The sequence below is a fragment of the Paenibacillus sp. J22FR21 genome, assembly GCF_056269135.1.
Map to the genome: position 1 here is coordinate 166,253 of NZ_JBWDNJ010000012.1, position 14,825 is coordinate 181,077.

Genomic DNA, 14,825 nt, shown 5'->3' on the forward strand with positions numbered 1-14,825 from the left:
CAAAGTGATTAAACTATCCTGCCCATTAACGTAATGAAGCCACCGAATATATCGGCAGCTTCGTCATAGGTGTTTTGAGGAGTCCCGTTAGCTCAACTGATTCACCAATTTAACCAAATCTTTTTCACTTCGATTCCAATCATAACTAACTTTCCAATCATTATTTACTTTTTGCATAGTCAAGACACCATTTATTTTAATCTCCTTCGATTCCTCTTTGTCATTTGTTAATACTAAAGTCATGTCGTATCTTAAAAGTTTATTTGCTTCATTTTTAATATCTTCTTTCCTACTAGGAAAAATGTGTACTTTTTCAACTTTGATACTTGACTGCTCCGCTTGAGCTACTTGTAGTGGCAGTTCAATAACATGGCTCTCGGGTTCCATCTTACTAACAGTGATAAAATCATCGGTTATTAGTGGCGACAATTTGTCCACTTTCAATTGAATACTGTTGGGAAAAATTACAGTATTATCATTTACACTGTATTGAGTTTCAGCGTACTCTTTTGCAACTTGAAGTGCCCCGCTATAACTATTTTCGCATCCTACAAGAACAAACAACAACATAGCAGATAAAAAGGCTAAAAACTCCCTTTTCAAGAGGAACACCCCATATACTGGTATTTAACCCACATAATGTATACGACCATATTTGAACAAAGGTTGCATTAACCTGCCCGTTAGTTTAACGAAGTGCAGTCGGTCATTTCTGGCTTGCTGCTTCATTTATACGACCTTCAAGCTTTTCGTGGGAATGAGATCAAGTTCTTGTCAATTTCGGTAATGGGATTAACTTTTTGTCATTTGGTTTTGATAAGAACTTGATCCGATAATTACAAAAAGCCGCGATTTTCGCGGCCATTAATGAGATAATGTTCTTGTCACCCGACAGTTGAACTTGTCGTTGAATGAAGAATGATGAGTTTTTTTACATTAAATTTAATTGGACGTCTATATTGCCGCGAGTCGCCCTAGAGTACGGACACACGTCATGAGCCGTTTCGACGAGCTCCTGCGCCGCGTCCCGTTCCACGCCAGCTAAGGTGATGTCAAGCTTGACTGCAAGCTTAAAATGGTCTGTTTCATCTTTACCAAGGATTACGTGCGCCGTCACTTCCGTACTGTCTGGATTGATTTTCCTTTCTCGACATACTACATTCAGCGCGCTCTCGAAGCATGCCGCGTATCCGCCTGCAAACAGCTGCTCTGGATTGGTTGCCCCTCCTGGCCCTCCCAGCTCCTTCGGATGTACTACATTAAGGATCAACATGCCGTCGCTCGACTCCAGCCTGCCGTCCCTCCCTCCTATCGCTTTGACGCTCGTCGAATAAAGCTCCTTCATTGTTTTAAATTCCTCCAGTAAGTTCGAATAAAGTTAATCCTACATTACATGTTTCCCTTTTTCTTCTTCAAATTAACATAAAGCGGAGCTTTTTAGGTGTCCACTGAAAATAACGTGTAAAACCCAATTCGTTGATAAGTGTCAGCGACTAATAATATCTCACGGCCTCATAAATAAAACCAGCATCTGCCTTGGACCGGAAAAAAAGTCCTAAACTGCTGGTTGAACTATCGTGCCCGTTAGCTTAGTGATTAATAATGCCTCGAAGCGTAAATTCGGTTTTTAACTGACGTGCGCCATTTCTGAGAATTACTTGCATAAATGTGTTCTTAAAAAATCAACAACATTTTGAAATGCACTTTGAACCATCGGATCATGAAAATTTCGATCAAAATCATGATCCGCTCCTTCAATCGTTATCAACTCAGTATATACTCCATGTTCTTGAAGCTTCTTATACATCATCACCGATTGCTCATATGGCGTTATTTTATCTTTATCTCCATGTAGAAATAACGTAGGCGGATACTCCGCAGTGATATTATGAATAGGGCTATATTGTGTTAATTTATTATAATCATTAGCCGGATCGAATCCTGTCACTTCATTAACCCAAACACCTTGCTGAAAACAATAAAATAATAAATTGCCCCGTTCTTCCCACTGACCATTCGTTATTTCTTTTTCCCCTATGAATTGATAGGCGCTTTGCTTATCAACGATTTCATATTGTTGGCGGAAATGTTCACTCGGTTTCGTCGCCCATTCCCCTAGAATATCATGTCCAAAACAAGAAACTATCGCTTTTGGTTTAATGTCCATAGTGCCTATTAACAAGCTTAGATAACCACCAGAGGCTTTACCAAATAGAGCAATGTTATTTGTATCAAAATCATACCATTCCGTTGCTTTTGTTCGAGCCCATTCAAGTGCATCTCTAATATCTTCTACAATCGATTCCAATTTTGTTTCAGGAGCCAGTCGGTGATCAATATTCACAACACTAAATCCAGCCTGACAAAAATACTCAATTTGTTCTAAAGACATCCAAGCCCTAGTTCCAGCAATTAAGCCACCACCATGAATGTAAATAATGACAGGCGAATTTCTCCCTTGGTAATAGATGTCAGCGTTAATAGAACAATTATTCACTTGTTTAAAAATCTTTGTTTCTTTCATCTTCTTTGTCTCCTTCCGAACCTTGCCTCATTAATGCTTTACTTAAAGGTATTCACAAAGTACAAAGTGATTACATATCCTGCCCGTTAGCACAACAGGCTACCAGTTGTCGGCAGCCTGTTCTTAGTTGTGGAATCGTACCCGTTGGATCAGAATAAATTTCCGCATAGCGGAGTATGCAAATCTAGCATTTGAATAGGATACTTATATACTTTATAGGAGGCTGAAAAGTAAAATGGGCAGGTTTCTTGATGCAGGAGGTTCGCAAAATGCTAGTTATGCAAATTCCATACAAATTGCACTCCCGGGGGCTACCAGATACCATTTAATTGGAGTTGTAGGACTCAATATTGTTAATCCAACTGGCGCTCTCAGTGTCCATTTGCATGCTTCAGCAACAATCCGCTTTGATGTTCCAGCTTTTATCCGATTAATGATTGTCCGCGGAGAGCAACCAACAGATCTACTCATTTATTCAACCATAGTTCACAATGAAATTTTTATTACTAGCTCTCCGCCACCATTAATTATTAAACCATTAATTGCAACAGCTTTTGATTACAATGTCCCATATCCTGAATCTGGACTACTGATTTATACCGCTTGGCTTACAGTGGTTGATGTGACTCCTCCAGCCTATATAGGAGTTAGGTATGGACCAGAATCATTCCAAGCAATTGCTTATTGCGACTAATATTCCTTTGCAGATTTTTGCATATAACTGCCCGTTACTTCAACGAAACAAGAAGCAGCTGCCGGTGGCAAACTGCTCCTTGTTCGTTCAGCTATCGTGCCCGTTAGCTTAACGTCGTGTTTCGCAAACTCCAATAAATTTCAATTTTGTCATCACAAAAGAAGCCCGCGATTTACACGCGGACTTCATTCGGATAATGTTTCTTGTCAACCGACATTAAAAATATGTTAGTTGTCACCCGACTTCAATTTACTAAAATGGTATTTACTCTAGTGCCTTTCATTCAAATATGCCATCACTTTGCTAATCGCTTCGATCGCATCCAGACAGTCTTCGTTTGTCATATTTTGATGAATCGCAATGCTGATCGCCCGGCCAAGCAGCTCCAGCGATCGTGGACACATATTTTTGTCATATTGCACATTGCCTTTGTAGCTCGCGCAATTCCAAGGAGTATCTTGAGACGTAGCTCCACGCTTCTCCAGCACGTAATCCCAGTTCACGTAGATATGACGGTCCGCAAAGCCATTGTTATGGATTGTACCGTTCGGAATGCCTTCACCGGCCAGCAGTTCAGAAAACTCGGCAGCTTTCTCGCTGTCCGGCAAATAAAGCACAAGACTGTACGATACGTCTCCGTCTGCATCCGGCACACGCTGTAGCTCAATGCCTTCAACCGATCGGATACCTGCTAGAATCTTCCGTTTCGCCTGCCTTAACCGTTCTACCACCGAATCAATCTTGCCGGACTGAGCCAAGCCAAGCGCTGCCTGGATCTCGCTCATCCGGTAATTTTCCCCTGCGAATGATTGAACCGCTGCAGACTGCTCGACACCCCAGAATGAGACCGCGCAATCATGATACATGCTTGCCCGGGCGTGCAGCTCGGCATTGCTCGTAACAACCATGCCGCCTTCACCGGAAGTGACGACCTTATATTGCTGGAAACTGAAACAACCGGCGTCACCAATGCCGCCCAGCGGTCGGCCTTTATACGAGCCTCCGTTTGCCTGCGCCACATCCTCAATGACAAGCAGCTTATGCTTGCGGGCAATCGCAATAATTTCGTCCATTTGGCAAGGTGTTCCCCGCATATGAACCGGGATGACCGCTTTCGTATAAGGCGTGATCGCCGCTTCGAATGCAGCAGGGTCCATTGTCAGCGAGTCGTCGATCTCTACGATGACCGGCACTGCCCGTGCGATCAATACCGCCGCTGCCGTCGCAATGTATGTATACGCCGGTATGATCACCTCATCGCCCGGACCGATGCCGGATCCAACAATGGCGCTTACGAGCGCTGACGTACCTGCGTTTACCGCTAGCGCGTGTCTCGAATGCGTTCGCTCCCTATAAAGCTGCTCCAGCTTCGCCGCTTCTGAGTCTTCTAGCCCGTTCTCATAGAAACGGAACACGCGCTTTTTCTCCAGCACGTTCAGCACATAGTTTTTTTCTGTCTCATCGAATTGTTCCGTACTAATAAAGGTCGGCACCCAAGGCTTCGTCCGCACAGGTGTGCCACCGTGATTTGCTAACATTCGGCTCATCCCCCCTTTTTTTATACATATTCTTCATGCTCCTTCTTCTACCTTTTTATCATGGACGGCCAAACGCAGTAAACTCCCATACACCCATACGCATGCCGCGAGGCGCAGCAAGGATGAACAGCCGGACATAACGGGCACGCTGCGGATCCCAGGTATCATACACAATATGCTGATCGACCGTATTATCGGATTTATCGATCAACGTGAACCATTCATCACCGTCGAGTGAGCCTTCGATCCGGTACCTGTAAGGACCTGGAATAACACCCGCGTCGTAATCCAATCCTCTGTCGGCAAACAAAGTGCGGGCCGAGCAGACTTCATATTCTCGTCCAAGCTCAACGGCTATCCACTGCGCCGTGCTGGAGTCCGCAGCCTCCCACCACGTGCGAATATAGTTATCGATTGCATAAACCGGCTCATGTCCTGGCGCATAGCTGGATGCCTTCACCGATTCGTTTACGGTAAGCGGCAGCAGGCCGCTTTCGTTCCCCGCCCAAGGGCGCTCTTGCACGCCTGGTGCAAACTGAGGCGTTTCGCTAGGACCGGCAATGAATATTCGGCCTTCCTCGTCAAAGCCGACCGGGTCCATCGCAATGCGGCGTTCGAATTTATATTCAATGCGGACGAGAATGGTATAGAAGCACCATAGATTACCGTCGGGTCCTTCCACAATCGAATGGTGACCGGAACCGTTGATCAGCCCCCCCTTGTCATGCAGAATTGGGCTGTTATCTTGATACGTAAAGGGTCCCATGGGCCCATCGCTCGTGTAGCAGCCAAGCGAATAGCGCTTATATTCTGTACCTGGCGCACTGTACAGCAAATAGTAGCGGCCATTATGCTTGGTCATCCAGGAGCCTTCAATATAGCTGATGCCCGGATCTTGATTGCTTTCGCCGAACCGCTCCCACACATGGTTTGGGTTAAATGCAAAGCAGTGCACCTTCGGTCCGTCAAACCGGGTATAATCGTCCTCTCTCAGCTTCACGACATAGATGCCGTCGGCGCCAAGCCCATGATAGCAATACATGCTGCCGTCATCGTCCACGAACAGCATCGGATCCTTCCAGTTTGTCGGATTACCGTTCTCATCCTTGAGTGTACCTACCAGCTCCCACGCTCCGAGCGGATCTGTCGTACGCCACAGCTCATCGCTGCAGGCAGCCATGTACAAATAGCCGTCCTTCTCAACCGCTGTCGGTGCAACGAGATCAAGCGATTTTACGAAAGGCTCCACCGGCCGATAGTGCCAGTTCAGCATATCGTCCGAGTACCAGATCAGACCATACGAAGGAAATAAATACCAGAGGCCCTTGAACCGGACAACCGATGGATCAGCCATTTCGCGAAAATCGCGGTGTACATCGTGGAGCCACTTGCTGTCCTTGCTCCCCTTATGCCGAGATGCCGGACCTCTCTGATAATCAGGAAGCGGCAGCGGATTGCAGTATGTTGCATTTGGTTTCACGTGGTTAGACCTCCAAGAAGAATAGGGGTGAATGCAGGTTCACCCCTATCATGCCTATAATCGATTTATTTGCCTACGCTTGTTTGATAATCGGTGACTAGCTTTGTTAAATCGGTAATCGCCTTATCGAGTCCCAGATCCTTCAGACGCTTCATGCCTGCTTCGTAATACTTCTCGAAATCGGCATCGTTATCTGCAACAATCGCTTTCGCCCACTCATTCTTCATATTGCCGATAACGCCGTCTTCACCGGTGAGCTTGCCCCACTCCGGCACTTGGTTAATGAACATGCCGGTCAAATCCATCTTGATCGGACGAACCGTTGCTTGTGTAATGGCGTTCCACTCTTCTCCGTACGGATTGTCCACATTTTTCGGAGTTTCATAGACGGACTTATAGCCGCGGATCGTATCATGCGTATAAATCAGTCTGCCCAGATCGATTTGATTCACGTTGCCGCCGCTGAGGCCGTAGTAGGCCAAGTCTTTATCCGTCTGCGTGCCGAGCAGCGCGTTCTGATCAAGCGCCGGATCCTTGAACTTCCGCTTGCCGTCCTTCTCTTCCCATAAGCCTGCGCTTTCAGGACCCCAAGCCATCAGTGTCTCGCCTTCTTCTGAGTATTGGAAGTCGATCCAGTTCAGAATCTGCTTGAGATCGTCCTCGGATACACTTTTGGAGATCATAATAAAGTTGCCACCGCGCGGATCTTGGAAGTCATATTGCGGTGAGTCGGCAATTGTATTCGCAGGTGCCTGGATGAGGCGGTACTGGAACTTCTCCCCGTTCTTTTTCAGCGTATCGTTGAGCGCATTGATATCCTGCCAGAAGTGCGTAACGGCATATTGGCCGTTGTTCAGCTTGCTCGTACGCTGGTCATCGCTCATTGTGAACGTCTCTTGATCCATGAGCTTATTCTGATACGCCGTATGCAGCCATTTCAAGTAATTCTTGTACTCCTCTGTAGCCGGAGCCCAGTACAGAGAGCTCTTCTCATCATCCCAAACCGGACCGCCGGAGCCGCCCGCAAAACCCCATGCCTGCGACCATGGACCGATCCACCAGCCCTGCGTCCACATATCGAACGGAATGATACTCTTGCCGTTTACGGTCTTCATGTTCATGTCCTTCGATTTCTGAAAGAAATTCATCAGATCGTCCGGCGTCTTCATATTAACCTTCACATCATCATATGTAAGCTTGCCGTTCTTCTTCAGCGCATCGCTAAGCTCAGCGACCGATTTGGCTCCAGGATCATAAGCCTTCAAAATATCGTCACGTACGACCAGCTGCCATGCACCGCTACCGGATAAGTTCTTCTCGAACGTCGTTCCTTTAAGCTCGGGCGCATTAGTCGTATTCGCTGCAACGTCGCTTGGAATGCCGTAGATTTTGCCGCCGATCTTCGTCGAATCCCATGCATCCTTCGTTACCCGCTTCAATACATTCGGTGCGTACTTCGCTAAATAATCATCCAAATTCCATACTTTTTCTGCCTCAATGAGCTTCTTAATAATGTCTGCGGAGCTGCTTCTTTGTGCATACATCACTTGCGGCAGATCGCCTGTTGCCAGATACATATTAAGACGCTCTAAGCCCGTAACGCCGTTATTGACAATGATATCTTTTGGAGTGAAATTGACTTTGGTGATTTTCTGAATTTCAGGAGCTACTACATCTTCGGTAGCGCCCTTTGTCGGCGCCGTGTCAGCCCAGGTATACCAAACTTTCAGATTCAAATCCTTCTCAGGAACATATTTGCCATCTGCCGCCGATGCACTATTGTTCGTTGTTCCCGTGCCATTCGCATTCGTTCCTTGATCCGCCGTATTATTGCCTCCATTGGCATTGCCATTGCCGCCGCAACCGGACAGCAGCGAGACCGCCATAATAAGCGCTGCCGCCGAGCTAGCCATTTTTGCAGAACTTCTCACTTCGAATTCCCCCTGGCTTATGAGTTATATATGCAATACAGTCTCCCCATCCATGCCGGAAGCCTGATCGTTGCCCAAAAGCTACTCTTTCACTGCGCCAATCATCATGCCCTTAATGAAATACTTCTGAAGGAACGGATAGATCACGATAATTGGGAACACCGTGACGACCGTCGTCGCATTGCGAATCGACTGCGGTGTAACCTGTCTTAAATCCGACAAGCCCGGCTTATAGTTCTTCAGTTCATCCAGGAAGTTCGACATATCCTGCGACTTGACAATCCGCATGAGAATGAATTGAAGCGTATTCAATTTCGCATTCGTGATGTACAGCAGGTTCGTGAAAAAATCATTCCAATGGCCAACGCCGATAAATAAGCCAAGCGCGGCAATCATCGGCATCGCCAGCGGGAGCATAATGCGGAAGAAGATTGTCACATCGGAAGCCCCATCGATCCTCGCGGATTCCTCGAGACTCTCCGGTATCGTGTAGAAGTACGTCCGCATGATGATCATATTGAAGAAGCTGAACGCCCCCGGGATGATATAGACAAAGAAACTATTAAGCAGATGAAGCTCATGCATGATGATAAAGTTGGATACGAGCGTACCGCCGATAAACATCGGTATCGTCATGAAGATGAGAATAGCACTTCTGCCGAGCAGCTTCTTCTTCGACAGCGCATAGGCTGCCAGCGAAGTGATCAATAGACTCAGGAATGTACCGAGCAACGTCCTGCTAATCGTAATTACCCCGGCCTGAAGCAAATCTTTATTTTGGAATACGGTCTTGAAGTTCTCAAACGTTACATTGCGGGGAAAGATCGTGATGCCGCCCAGCGCGGAGTCATTCCCCTCATTGAGAGCAATTGCCAGCACGTTCAGAAAAGGATAGAGCGTGATTGCGCAAAGCAGCAGCATGGCGCAGACATTGAATGCATCAAAAACCTTCTCAGACGTTGGTCTGCTTATCGCATTATACACAGGTGGCCCTCCCTTCTCTTTACCAGATCGAAATCTCTGTAAATTTCTTAGATAGCTTGTTGGATACGACGACGAGTATGAAGGAGATTACACCCTGGAACAGACCGACCGCAGTCGCAAACGGGAATTTGGCCTTCTCAATGCCTTCCGTAAATACGTAAGTTTCGAGCACGTCCACCTTATCCTGGATATGGACGTTAATGAGGTTGTACACCTGATCGAAGTTCGTTCCGAAAATATGGCTCAAACTTAGAATGAGCAGAATCATAATGGTCGGCAGAATGCTCGGCAGTGTAATATGCAGTACCCGCTTCAGCTTGCCGGCCCCGTCAATCGACGCCGCCTCATAGAGCTGCTCGTCAATGCTGCTAAGTGCAGCCAGGAAGATAATCGTATTCCAGCCGATCTCTTTCCAAATGTTCGAGATGACAACTACAGGCAGAAACCAATCAGCATTCGCCTGAAACATGACAGGCTCTCCCCCGAAGAGATACATCTTGATTTCATTGAACAAGCCCCCGTCAATCGAAGTCATTTCCTTATAAAAGCCCAGTATGATGACCCACGAAATAAAATGAGGCAGATACGAAATGGTCTGCACCGTCCGTTTAAATACCATGCTGCGCAGCTCGTTCAGGAGCAAGGCTAACAGGATCGGCGCCGGAAAAGTAAAAATGAGGTTGCATGTACTCAAGATGACCGTATTCTTGATAACGAGTAAAGAATGCGGGTCTTGAAAGAGCTCCTTAAAGTGCTTGAAGCCTACGAAAGGGCTTCCAAAAAATCCGTTTACAATGTCAAAATCCTGAAACGCAATGATATTGCCAAACATCGGCAAATACGAGAAAACGAAGGTCAGCACGACCGCGGGCGTTACAAACAATAACAGCCACTTCTGGCTCCTTATCGTACGTAGAAGCTGTCTTCGCTTCACACCCGCCACCTGCTTGACGTTCACTTCCGGTTTGGCTGCCAGTTCCATTCCCTTCACCATCCAATACGATTTTGCGTGACGCTTGCTTGTAAGATGAGTCTAATTATGGCGGGCTGACCGCTTCGATTCAATGAACCATAAATTGAATTATGTTGGTTTACAACTGAACTCGTTCAGGATAAAATGCAAGATTTGTAAGCAGACCAATTTATTCTATAACAAATCGATGGATTGTGATATTGACCAGAAACTTCCACGATCTGTTACTCTCTAATATGGAGATAACACTTGAAAACCGCTGTATTCCTATGTCAAAATACATTAAAGATTTGATCTCCGCATGGTGAAGGGAAAGCTGCACAAAAGGGAAAGCGCTTCCCGAAAATGGAAAGCGCTTCAATATTTATAAAGTCCTATTTAACTCTATTAAGTTATGAAGGAGTCTGTCATGGATCATTATGCGCTCAAACTATTGATTGTTGACGATAAGCCTGTAGAACGTGAAGGCATTCGGGACATTTTCAACTGGGGCAGCATCGGAATCAACATTGTCGGTGAAGCGGAGAACGGTATGGAAGGTATCGAGAAAGCCAAACAGTTGCGTCCTGATATCATCATCACGGATATCGTCATGCCCCAATTCGACGGCTTCAAAATGATCGAGGAGATCCGTTCCTTCCTCCCCGATATTAAAGTCATCTTCATCAGCTGTTTCGATAACTTTAATTTTGTGAAATCCGCAATTGACCTTGATGCGATGGGATACGTGCTTAAGCCGATAATTTCGGGAGAGCTGCTGGCTACGGTAAGCAAAGTGACCGGCATCCATATTCGCGAGCTGGAGCGGCGCAAGGAAGAAGAGGATCTGCTAAGGCGTCTTAGAGAGAGCCTCCCTATCCTGCGAGAGCAATTCTATAAGGATATTCTGCTCGGCAAATTCGAATCGAGCCACGAGGTCTGGGATAAGAACAAGTTCCTTGACGCACGGATGAAGCCGGGGCATTTCATTGTGATGATGACAGAGCTTGACGGCTCCAGCGGAAAGCTCGGCGAATCGTCCGAAATTTCGAAGCAGCTGCTTCATATGAAGGTCGCCGAGTGCATCGAGAACATTTGCACGGAGTCGGGTCTCGGCAGCAGCTGCTGTATCACTGCAATGGATAAAGCTAGATTCGCTCTTATTCTGAATCATTCAGAGGACAGTGCGAAGGATTTCACGACTGAGGCCATCGCCGACAAGCTAAAGAGCGGCATATACAGCCAGTTCGGACTAGACCTTACAATCGGTGTAAGCAGTCCGACTACGGACGTTCTACAGATCGGACGCCGCTATCAAGAGGCTTGCGATGCTCTTAAATTCAAGTCCTATCTCGGTGCCAATCAGACGATCAATTATGCCGACATCTACAGCGACAGCAGTCCAAACGAACTCAACACCTTTAATGCCGTCGCCATACAGAACGAATTGAAATATCTGCTCAAGACCGGCGAGCGCTCCGAAATCAGCAAGTTCGTCGATGAGTTGTTTCAGCATGACCGTAATGAAATGAACCGCCCGTACATTCAGTTCGTCTGTATCAGCGTCATTTCTTATATCCAAATTCATCTCATCGAGTTGAACGAAAGCTTAAGCAGCTTTTTTGATCATGAATTCGTCGTCTTCGAGAAGATCTCGCAGCTGAACACGATCCCTGAGCTGCAGCATTGGCTGAAATCCATGATCGAGTCTGTCAGCGCTCATCTCAATTCGAAACACCGCAAGAAAAACAAGAAGGTGATCGATACGATCCAGGCCTTTATGGAGGAGTCTTATTTTGAAGAGTTATCCGTATCGAGCATTGCCTCGAAGGTGTACTTGAGTCCTTGCTATACGAACTATATCTTCAGAAAGGAAACCGGTGAAACGCTCATGGAGCACCTCGCCGGCATCCGAATTGAGGAAGCCAAGAAGCTGCTAAGAGGCTCTCTGCTGAAGGTATACGAGATTTCCGAGAAGGTCGGTTACAAGAACAATTCATATTTCAGCACTGTATTCAAGGAACGATGCGGCATGACACCGCTCGAATACCGCGACAGAGGCATCCGATGATTAACATTCGGAAGTTTCATCGCAATTTTACGTTTAACCTCAAGCTGCGCTATAAGCTGTCTCTCGTTTATATGGCGGTTATTATTATCCCGATCGTCTTTGTCGGCGAGTACTCCTACCAGAAGTCGGAAGGCTTCATGATTAAGGAGGCCGAATCTTCGCTGGAGAAGGAACTGAACCAGGTCACGGAGGATATTAATTATAAGCTGGATCTAAGCCGCAAGGAGAGCGATGCGCTCTTCAATAACAAGCAGCTTCGAACCGCGTTGATGACGGATTTCAGCCAGGATATTCAAGGGCTCAACGAGGCCTATATCGACGTGATCGATCCAACCTTCTATGATCTTCGGCTCATTCAGCCGTCAGCCGACATTATGATCTATACGACTAATCAATCGCTGCTGAGCGGCAACCGAAACATCGCCAGCATTGATGAAATTACGGACAATCCCAATTACAAGAAGCTGCTGAATAATGAGATCCAGTTCTCCTGGCTCCCTACCTCTTCTATGGTCAAAGTCAACCAAAACAGCGATCTCGGTTATTACACCTTTAGAGATAAAGTGGGGAGCACAGACACGCAATATGAGAAGATTCTTACTTTCTCAAGAAGCATCAATAGCTATAACGGTTCGCTGTTGGGCATTGCCGATATGTATATACCTGTCAAAATGCTAGATGATGTATTCGGAAATTTGAAGCTGTCTGAGGATAGTGCAGGGATTTACATCGATGAGCAGCGGCAGGTGATTACAAGCTTTGGGCATGGCTCGATTGCGGACAGCTCCGTCAGCACCGTCCTGTCCAGCCCCAGCAGGTTCGGCACGATCAAGGACAAGGATCATATTCTCGTATATGGGAAGACACCGCTTAATCATGGTACTATTCTAATCTCTTACCCGAAGAGCTATATTACGGATCAGATTGCTTCCATTCGCAATATTACCCGGCTGACGATTGTGTTGTCGATTGTGCTGGTCGCCATTACCTCCTTCCTCCTTGCGAATCTTATTACGAAGCGCCTCGACAAGCTGATGGATAAGATCAAGCATATCCGTGATACCGGTAATACGGATATTACGTTCAATACGCCAGGGCATGATGAAGTAGCGGATATCGGGAAACTGCTGAACACGATGATCTCTCGGATCAATAAGCTGACAGATGAACAGCTGGAAGCAGAAATGGCGAAGAAAGCAATGGAGATGGAAATTCTCCAAGCGCAGATTAATCCCCACTTCCTGTACAACTCCCTGTCTTCTATCAAATGGGCGGTGAACACGCCTAAATACAAGGATCTGAACGGGGTCATTGATTCGCTTGTCCGTTTCTACCGGCTTAGCTTGAATAAAGGTAACGAAACGATCCAGGTTCAGGATGAGCTGCAGCTCATTAAGGAGTACGTCAATGTGCAGAAGTTCACCTATGACGCCAATTATGAGGTGGAATTGGACATCGACGAGCAGGTATTAGACTGTACCTGCATGAAGCTTATTTTGCAGCCTTTCGTGGAGAACTCCATCCTGCACGGTTTGAACCCGAAGAAGAATGGAGGTCTTCTGCGAATTGCAGCCTATCTCGAAGGCGGCAGCATCTTCTTCGTCATTGATGATAACGGCTTAGGCTTCGATGCTAGAACGATAAATTCCAGCGCCTCCTCCGAGCTAAAGCAGCTGTACAAGGGCTTCGGTATCGAAAATTCCCGCAAACGGATTAAGCTTGCCTACGGCGATCAATACGACGTCACCGTTAGAAGCCAGCCGTCCGCAGGGACACGAGTCACAATCGAGATTCCGGCAGTAGCCCCGGCCGCGTTCAACTCTTGAGCTTGCAAATACATTGATTACTTATACGACTAGAAAGTAAAGGACTATATCCACGTGGAAGGAGGGAAGCATCCTCATGTGGATATTGTCCTCTTTATTTATTACCTGCAAAAGTAAAACCCGCACGTTAGCTGAATAAAGGCAGCTGATCGTTACTGATCGGCTGCCCTCGTGTTTTGTTAAACTTTCCTGCCCGTTACTTCAATAAACAAAAAGAGACCCGCAGCAACGGGCTGCGGGTCTAAAGTGTATATATTTTAAAAGGGGGTCGAGTTTTATTATAGATACACTTGATTAAACCGAGATGAAAATAGGATTTCAATCGTGTTACATTTTATCAAACTCTCGTTCCCAGTTAGTTCAACAATATTGGTGCATCTATTTCAGTTTATCTTTCTTCCACCCGGACAATCCAATGATGATAAGCGGCAAAGTAGCCGGCATTACCGAAAATACCTGCCAGTTTAACCCATGGTGAGCTTCCCCGCAGGACCAGTCTGCGGATCTAAAGGCAGAAACAAAACAATAAATTGCCCAATGAGCAAGACGATTCCACCGATTAAAGCTATTTGATACTTCTTCATTCCACCGCTCCCCTCTTGTGCGATTTCTCCTAATTTACGCAAATGGAGCGTTTTTTGTTGCGCTAAACTGCCCGTTCGTATTATGAGGTCAGCCAGTTTTTACTGGTTGACCTCTTTTGTCTTTAAGAGATTTAGTACGGGTAGCCGGGGTAGAACGTCACTGCCCGTGGGGCTAGACCCCGTGCGCTAAACTGTTCACCCCCTACTTGTGGAAACATGTTTGAGGCTGGTTGGGACATCG

11 protein-coding genes are annotated in these 14,825 nt (G+C 46.4%); 3 read left to right on the plus strand and 8 right to left on the minus strand.

Going from position 1 to position 14,825, the window contains the following annotated elements:
* Positions 1-87 precede the first annotated feature (87 nt).
* The 3 genes from AC0YNS_RS29455 to AC0YNS_RS29465 all read right to left on the minus strand — a co-directional run bounded on the left by AC0YNS_RS29455 (position 88) and on the right by AC0YNS_RS29465 (position 2,524).
* A complete protein-coding gene (locus AC0YNS_RS29455; protein WP_475784482.1) occupies positions 88-603 on the minus strand; it encodes a hypothetical protein in 516 nt (171 codons plus the stop codon).
* 328 nt (positions 604-931) lie between these two features.
* Entirely contained in the window at positions 932-1,345 is a 414-nt protein-coding gene (locus tag AC0YNS_RS29460; protein ID WP_475784483.1) for an organic hydroperoxide resistance protein, read from the minus strand.
* 309 nt (positions 1,346-1,654) lie between these two features.
* A complete protein-coding gene (locus tag AC0YNS_RS29465) occupies positions 1,655-2,524 on the minus strand; it encodes an alpha/beta hydrolase fold domain-containing protein (protein WP_475784484.1) in 870 nt (289 codons plus the stop codon).
* Between the two features lie 235 nt (positions 2,525-2,759).
* Here AC0YNS_RS29465 and AC0YNS_RS29470 point away from each other — a divergent pair, with 235 nt between their 5' ends.
* On the plus strand, positions 2,760-3,218 hold the full coding sequence (locus AC0YNS_RS29470; protein WP_475784485.1) for a hypothetical protein: 459 nt from the start codon (positions 2,760-2,762) through the stop codon (positions 3,216-3,218).
* Between the two features lie 269 nt (positions 3,219-3,487).
* On the opposite strand, the gene AC0YNS_RS29475 is transcribed toward AC0YNS_RS29470, so the two are convergent.
* From AC0YNS_RS29475 to AC0YNS_RS29495, 5 genes are all read right to left on the minus strand, one after another.
* Positions 3,488-4,756 (minus strand): DegT/DnrJ/EryC1/StrS family aminotransferase, encoded by a 1,269-nt coding sequence (locus tag AC0YNS_RS29475; RefSeq protein ID WP_475784486.1) that lies wholly within the window; start codon positions 4,754-4,756, stop codon positions 3,488-3,490.
* Positions 4,757-4,814: 58 nt separating this feature from the next.
* A complete protein-coding gene (locus AC0YNS_RS29480) occupies positions 4,815-6,236 on the minus strand; it encodes a family 43 glycosylhydrolase (protein ID WP_475784487.1) in 1,422 nt (473 codons plus the stop codon).
* 65 nt (positions 6,237-6,301) lie between these two features.
* Entirely contained in the window at positions 6,302-8,167 is a 1,866-nt protein-coding gene (locus tag AC0YNS_RS29485) for a type 2 periplasmic-binding domain-containing protein (protein ID WP_475784488.1), read from the minus strand.
* Between the two features lie 81 nt (positions 8,168-8,248).
* Entirely contained in the window at positions 8,249-9,151 is a 903-nt protein-coding gene (locus AC0YNS_RS29490) for a carbohydrate ABC transporter permease (RefSeq protein WP_475784489.1), read from the minus strand.
* A gap of 19 nt (positions 9,152-9,170) precedes the next feature.
* The gene (locus tag AC0YNS_RS29495; protein ID WP_475784490.1) at positions 9,171-10,133 is read right to left on the minus strand and encodes an ABC transporter permease; all 963 of its coding nucleotides are present in this window, start codon (positions 10,131-10,133) and stop codon (positions 9,171-9,173) included.
* 400 nt (positions 10,134-10,533) lie between these two features.
* Here AC0YNS_RS29495 and AC0YNS_RS29500 point away from each other — a divergent pair, with 400 nt between their 5' ends.
* Complete coding sequence (locus AC0YNS_RS29500) at positions 10,534-12,174, plus strand: response regulator (protein ID WP_475784491.1); 1,641 nt, start codon at positions 10,534-10,536, stop codon at positions 12,172-12,174.
* Complete coding sequence (locus tag AC0YNS_RS29505) at positions 12,171-14,000, plus strand: sensor histidine kinase (RefSeq protein ID WP_475784492.1); 1,830 nt, start codon at positions 12,171-12,173, stop codon at positions 13,998-14,000. Before AC0YNS_RS29500 ends, AC0YNS_RS29505 begins: the two co-directional genes overlap by 4 nt.
* Positions 14,001-14,825 lie beyond the last annotated feature (825 nt).

Excerpts from the sequence above, each read along its gene's own strand:
- AC0YNS_RS29465 (WP_475784484.1), bottom strand. The coding sequence starts at position 2,524 with ATGAAAGAAACAAAGATTTTTAAACAAGTGAATAATTGTTCTATTAAC.
- AC0YNS_RS29500 (WP_475784491.1), top strand. The coding sequence starts at position 10,534 with ATGGATCATTATGCGCTCAAACTATTGATTGTTGACGATAAGCCTGTA.
- AC0YNS_RS29475 (WP_475784486.1), bottom strand. The coding sequence starts at position 4,756 with ATGTTAGCAAATCACGGTGGCACACCTGTGCGGACGAAGCCTTGGGTG.
- AC0YNS_RS29460 (WP_475784483.1), bottom strand. The coding sequence starts at position 1,345 with ATGAAGGAGCTTTATTCGACGAGCGTCAAAGCGATAGGAGGGAGGGAC.
- AC0YNS_RS29470 (WP_475784485.1), top strand. The coding sequence starts at position 2,760 with ATGGGCAGGTTTCTTGATGCAGGAGGTTCGCAAAATGCTAGTTATGCA.
- AC0YNS_RS29495 (WP_475784490.1), bottom strand. The coding sequence starts at position 10,133 with ATGGAACTGGCAGCCAAACCGGAAGTGAACGTCAAGCAGGTGGCGGGT.
- AC0YNS_RS29505 (WP_475784492.1), top strand. The coding sequence starts at position 12,171 with ATGATTAACATTCGGAAGTTTCATCGCAATTTTACGTTTAACCTCAAG.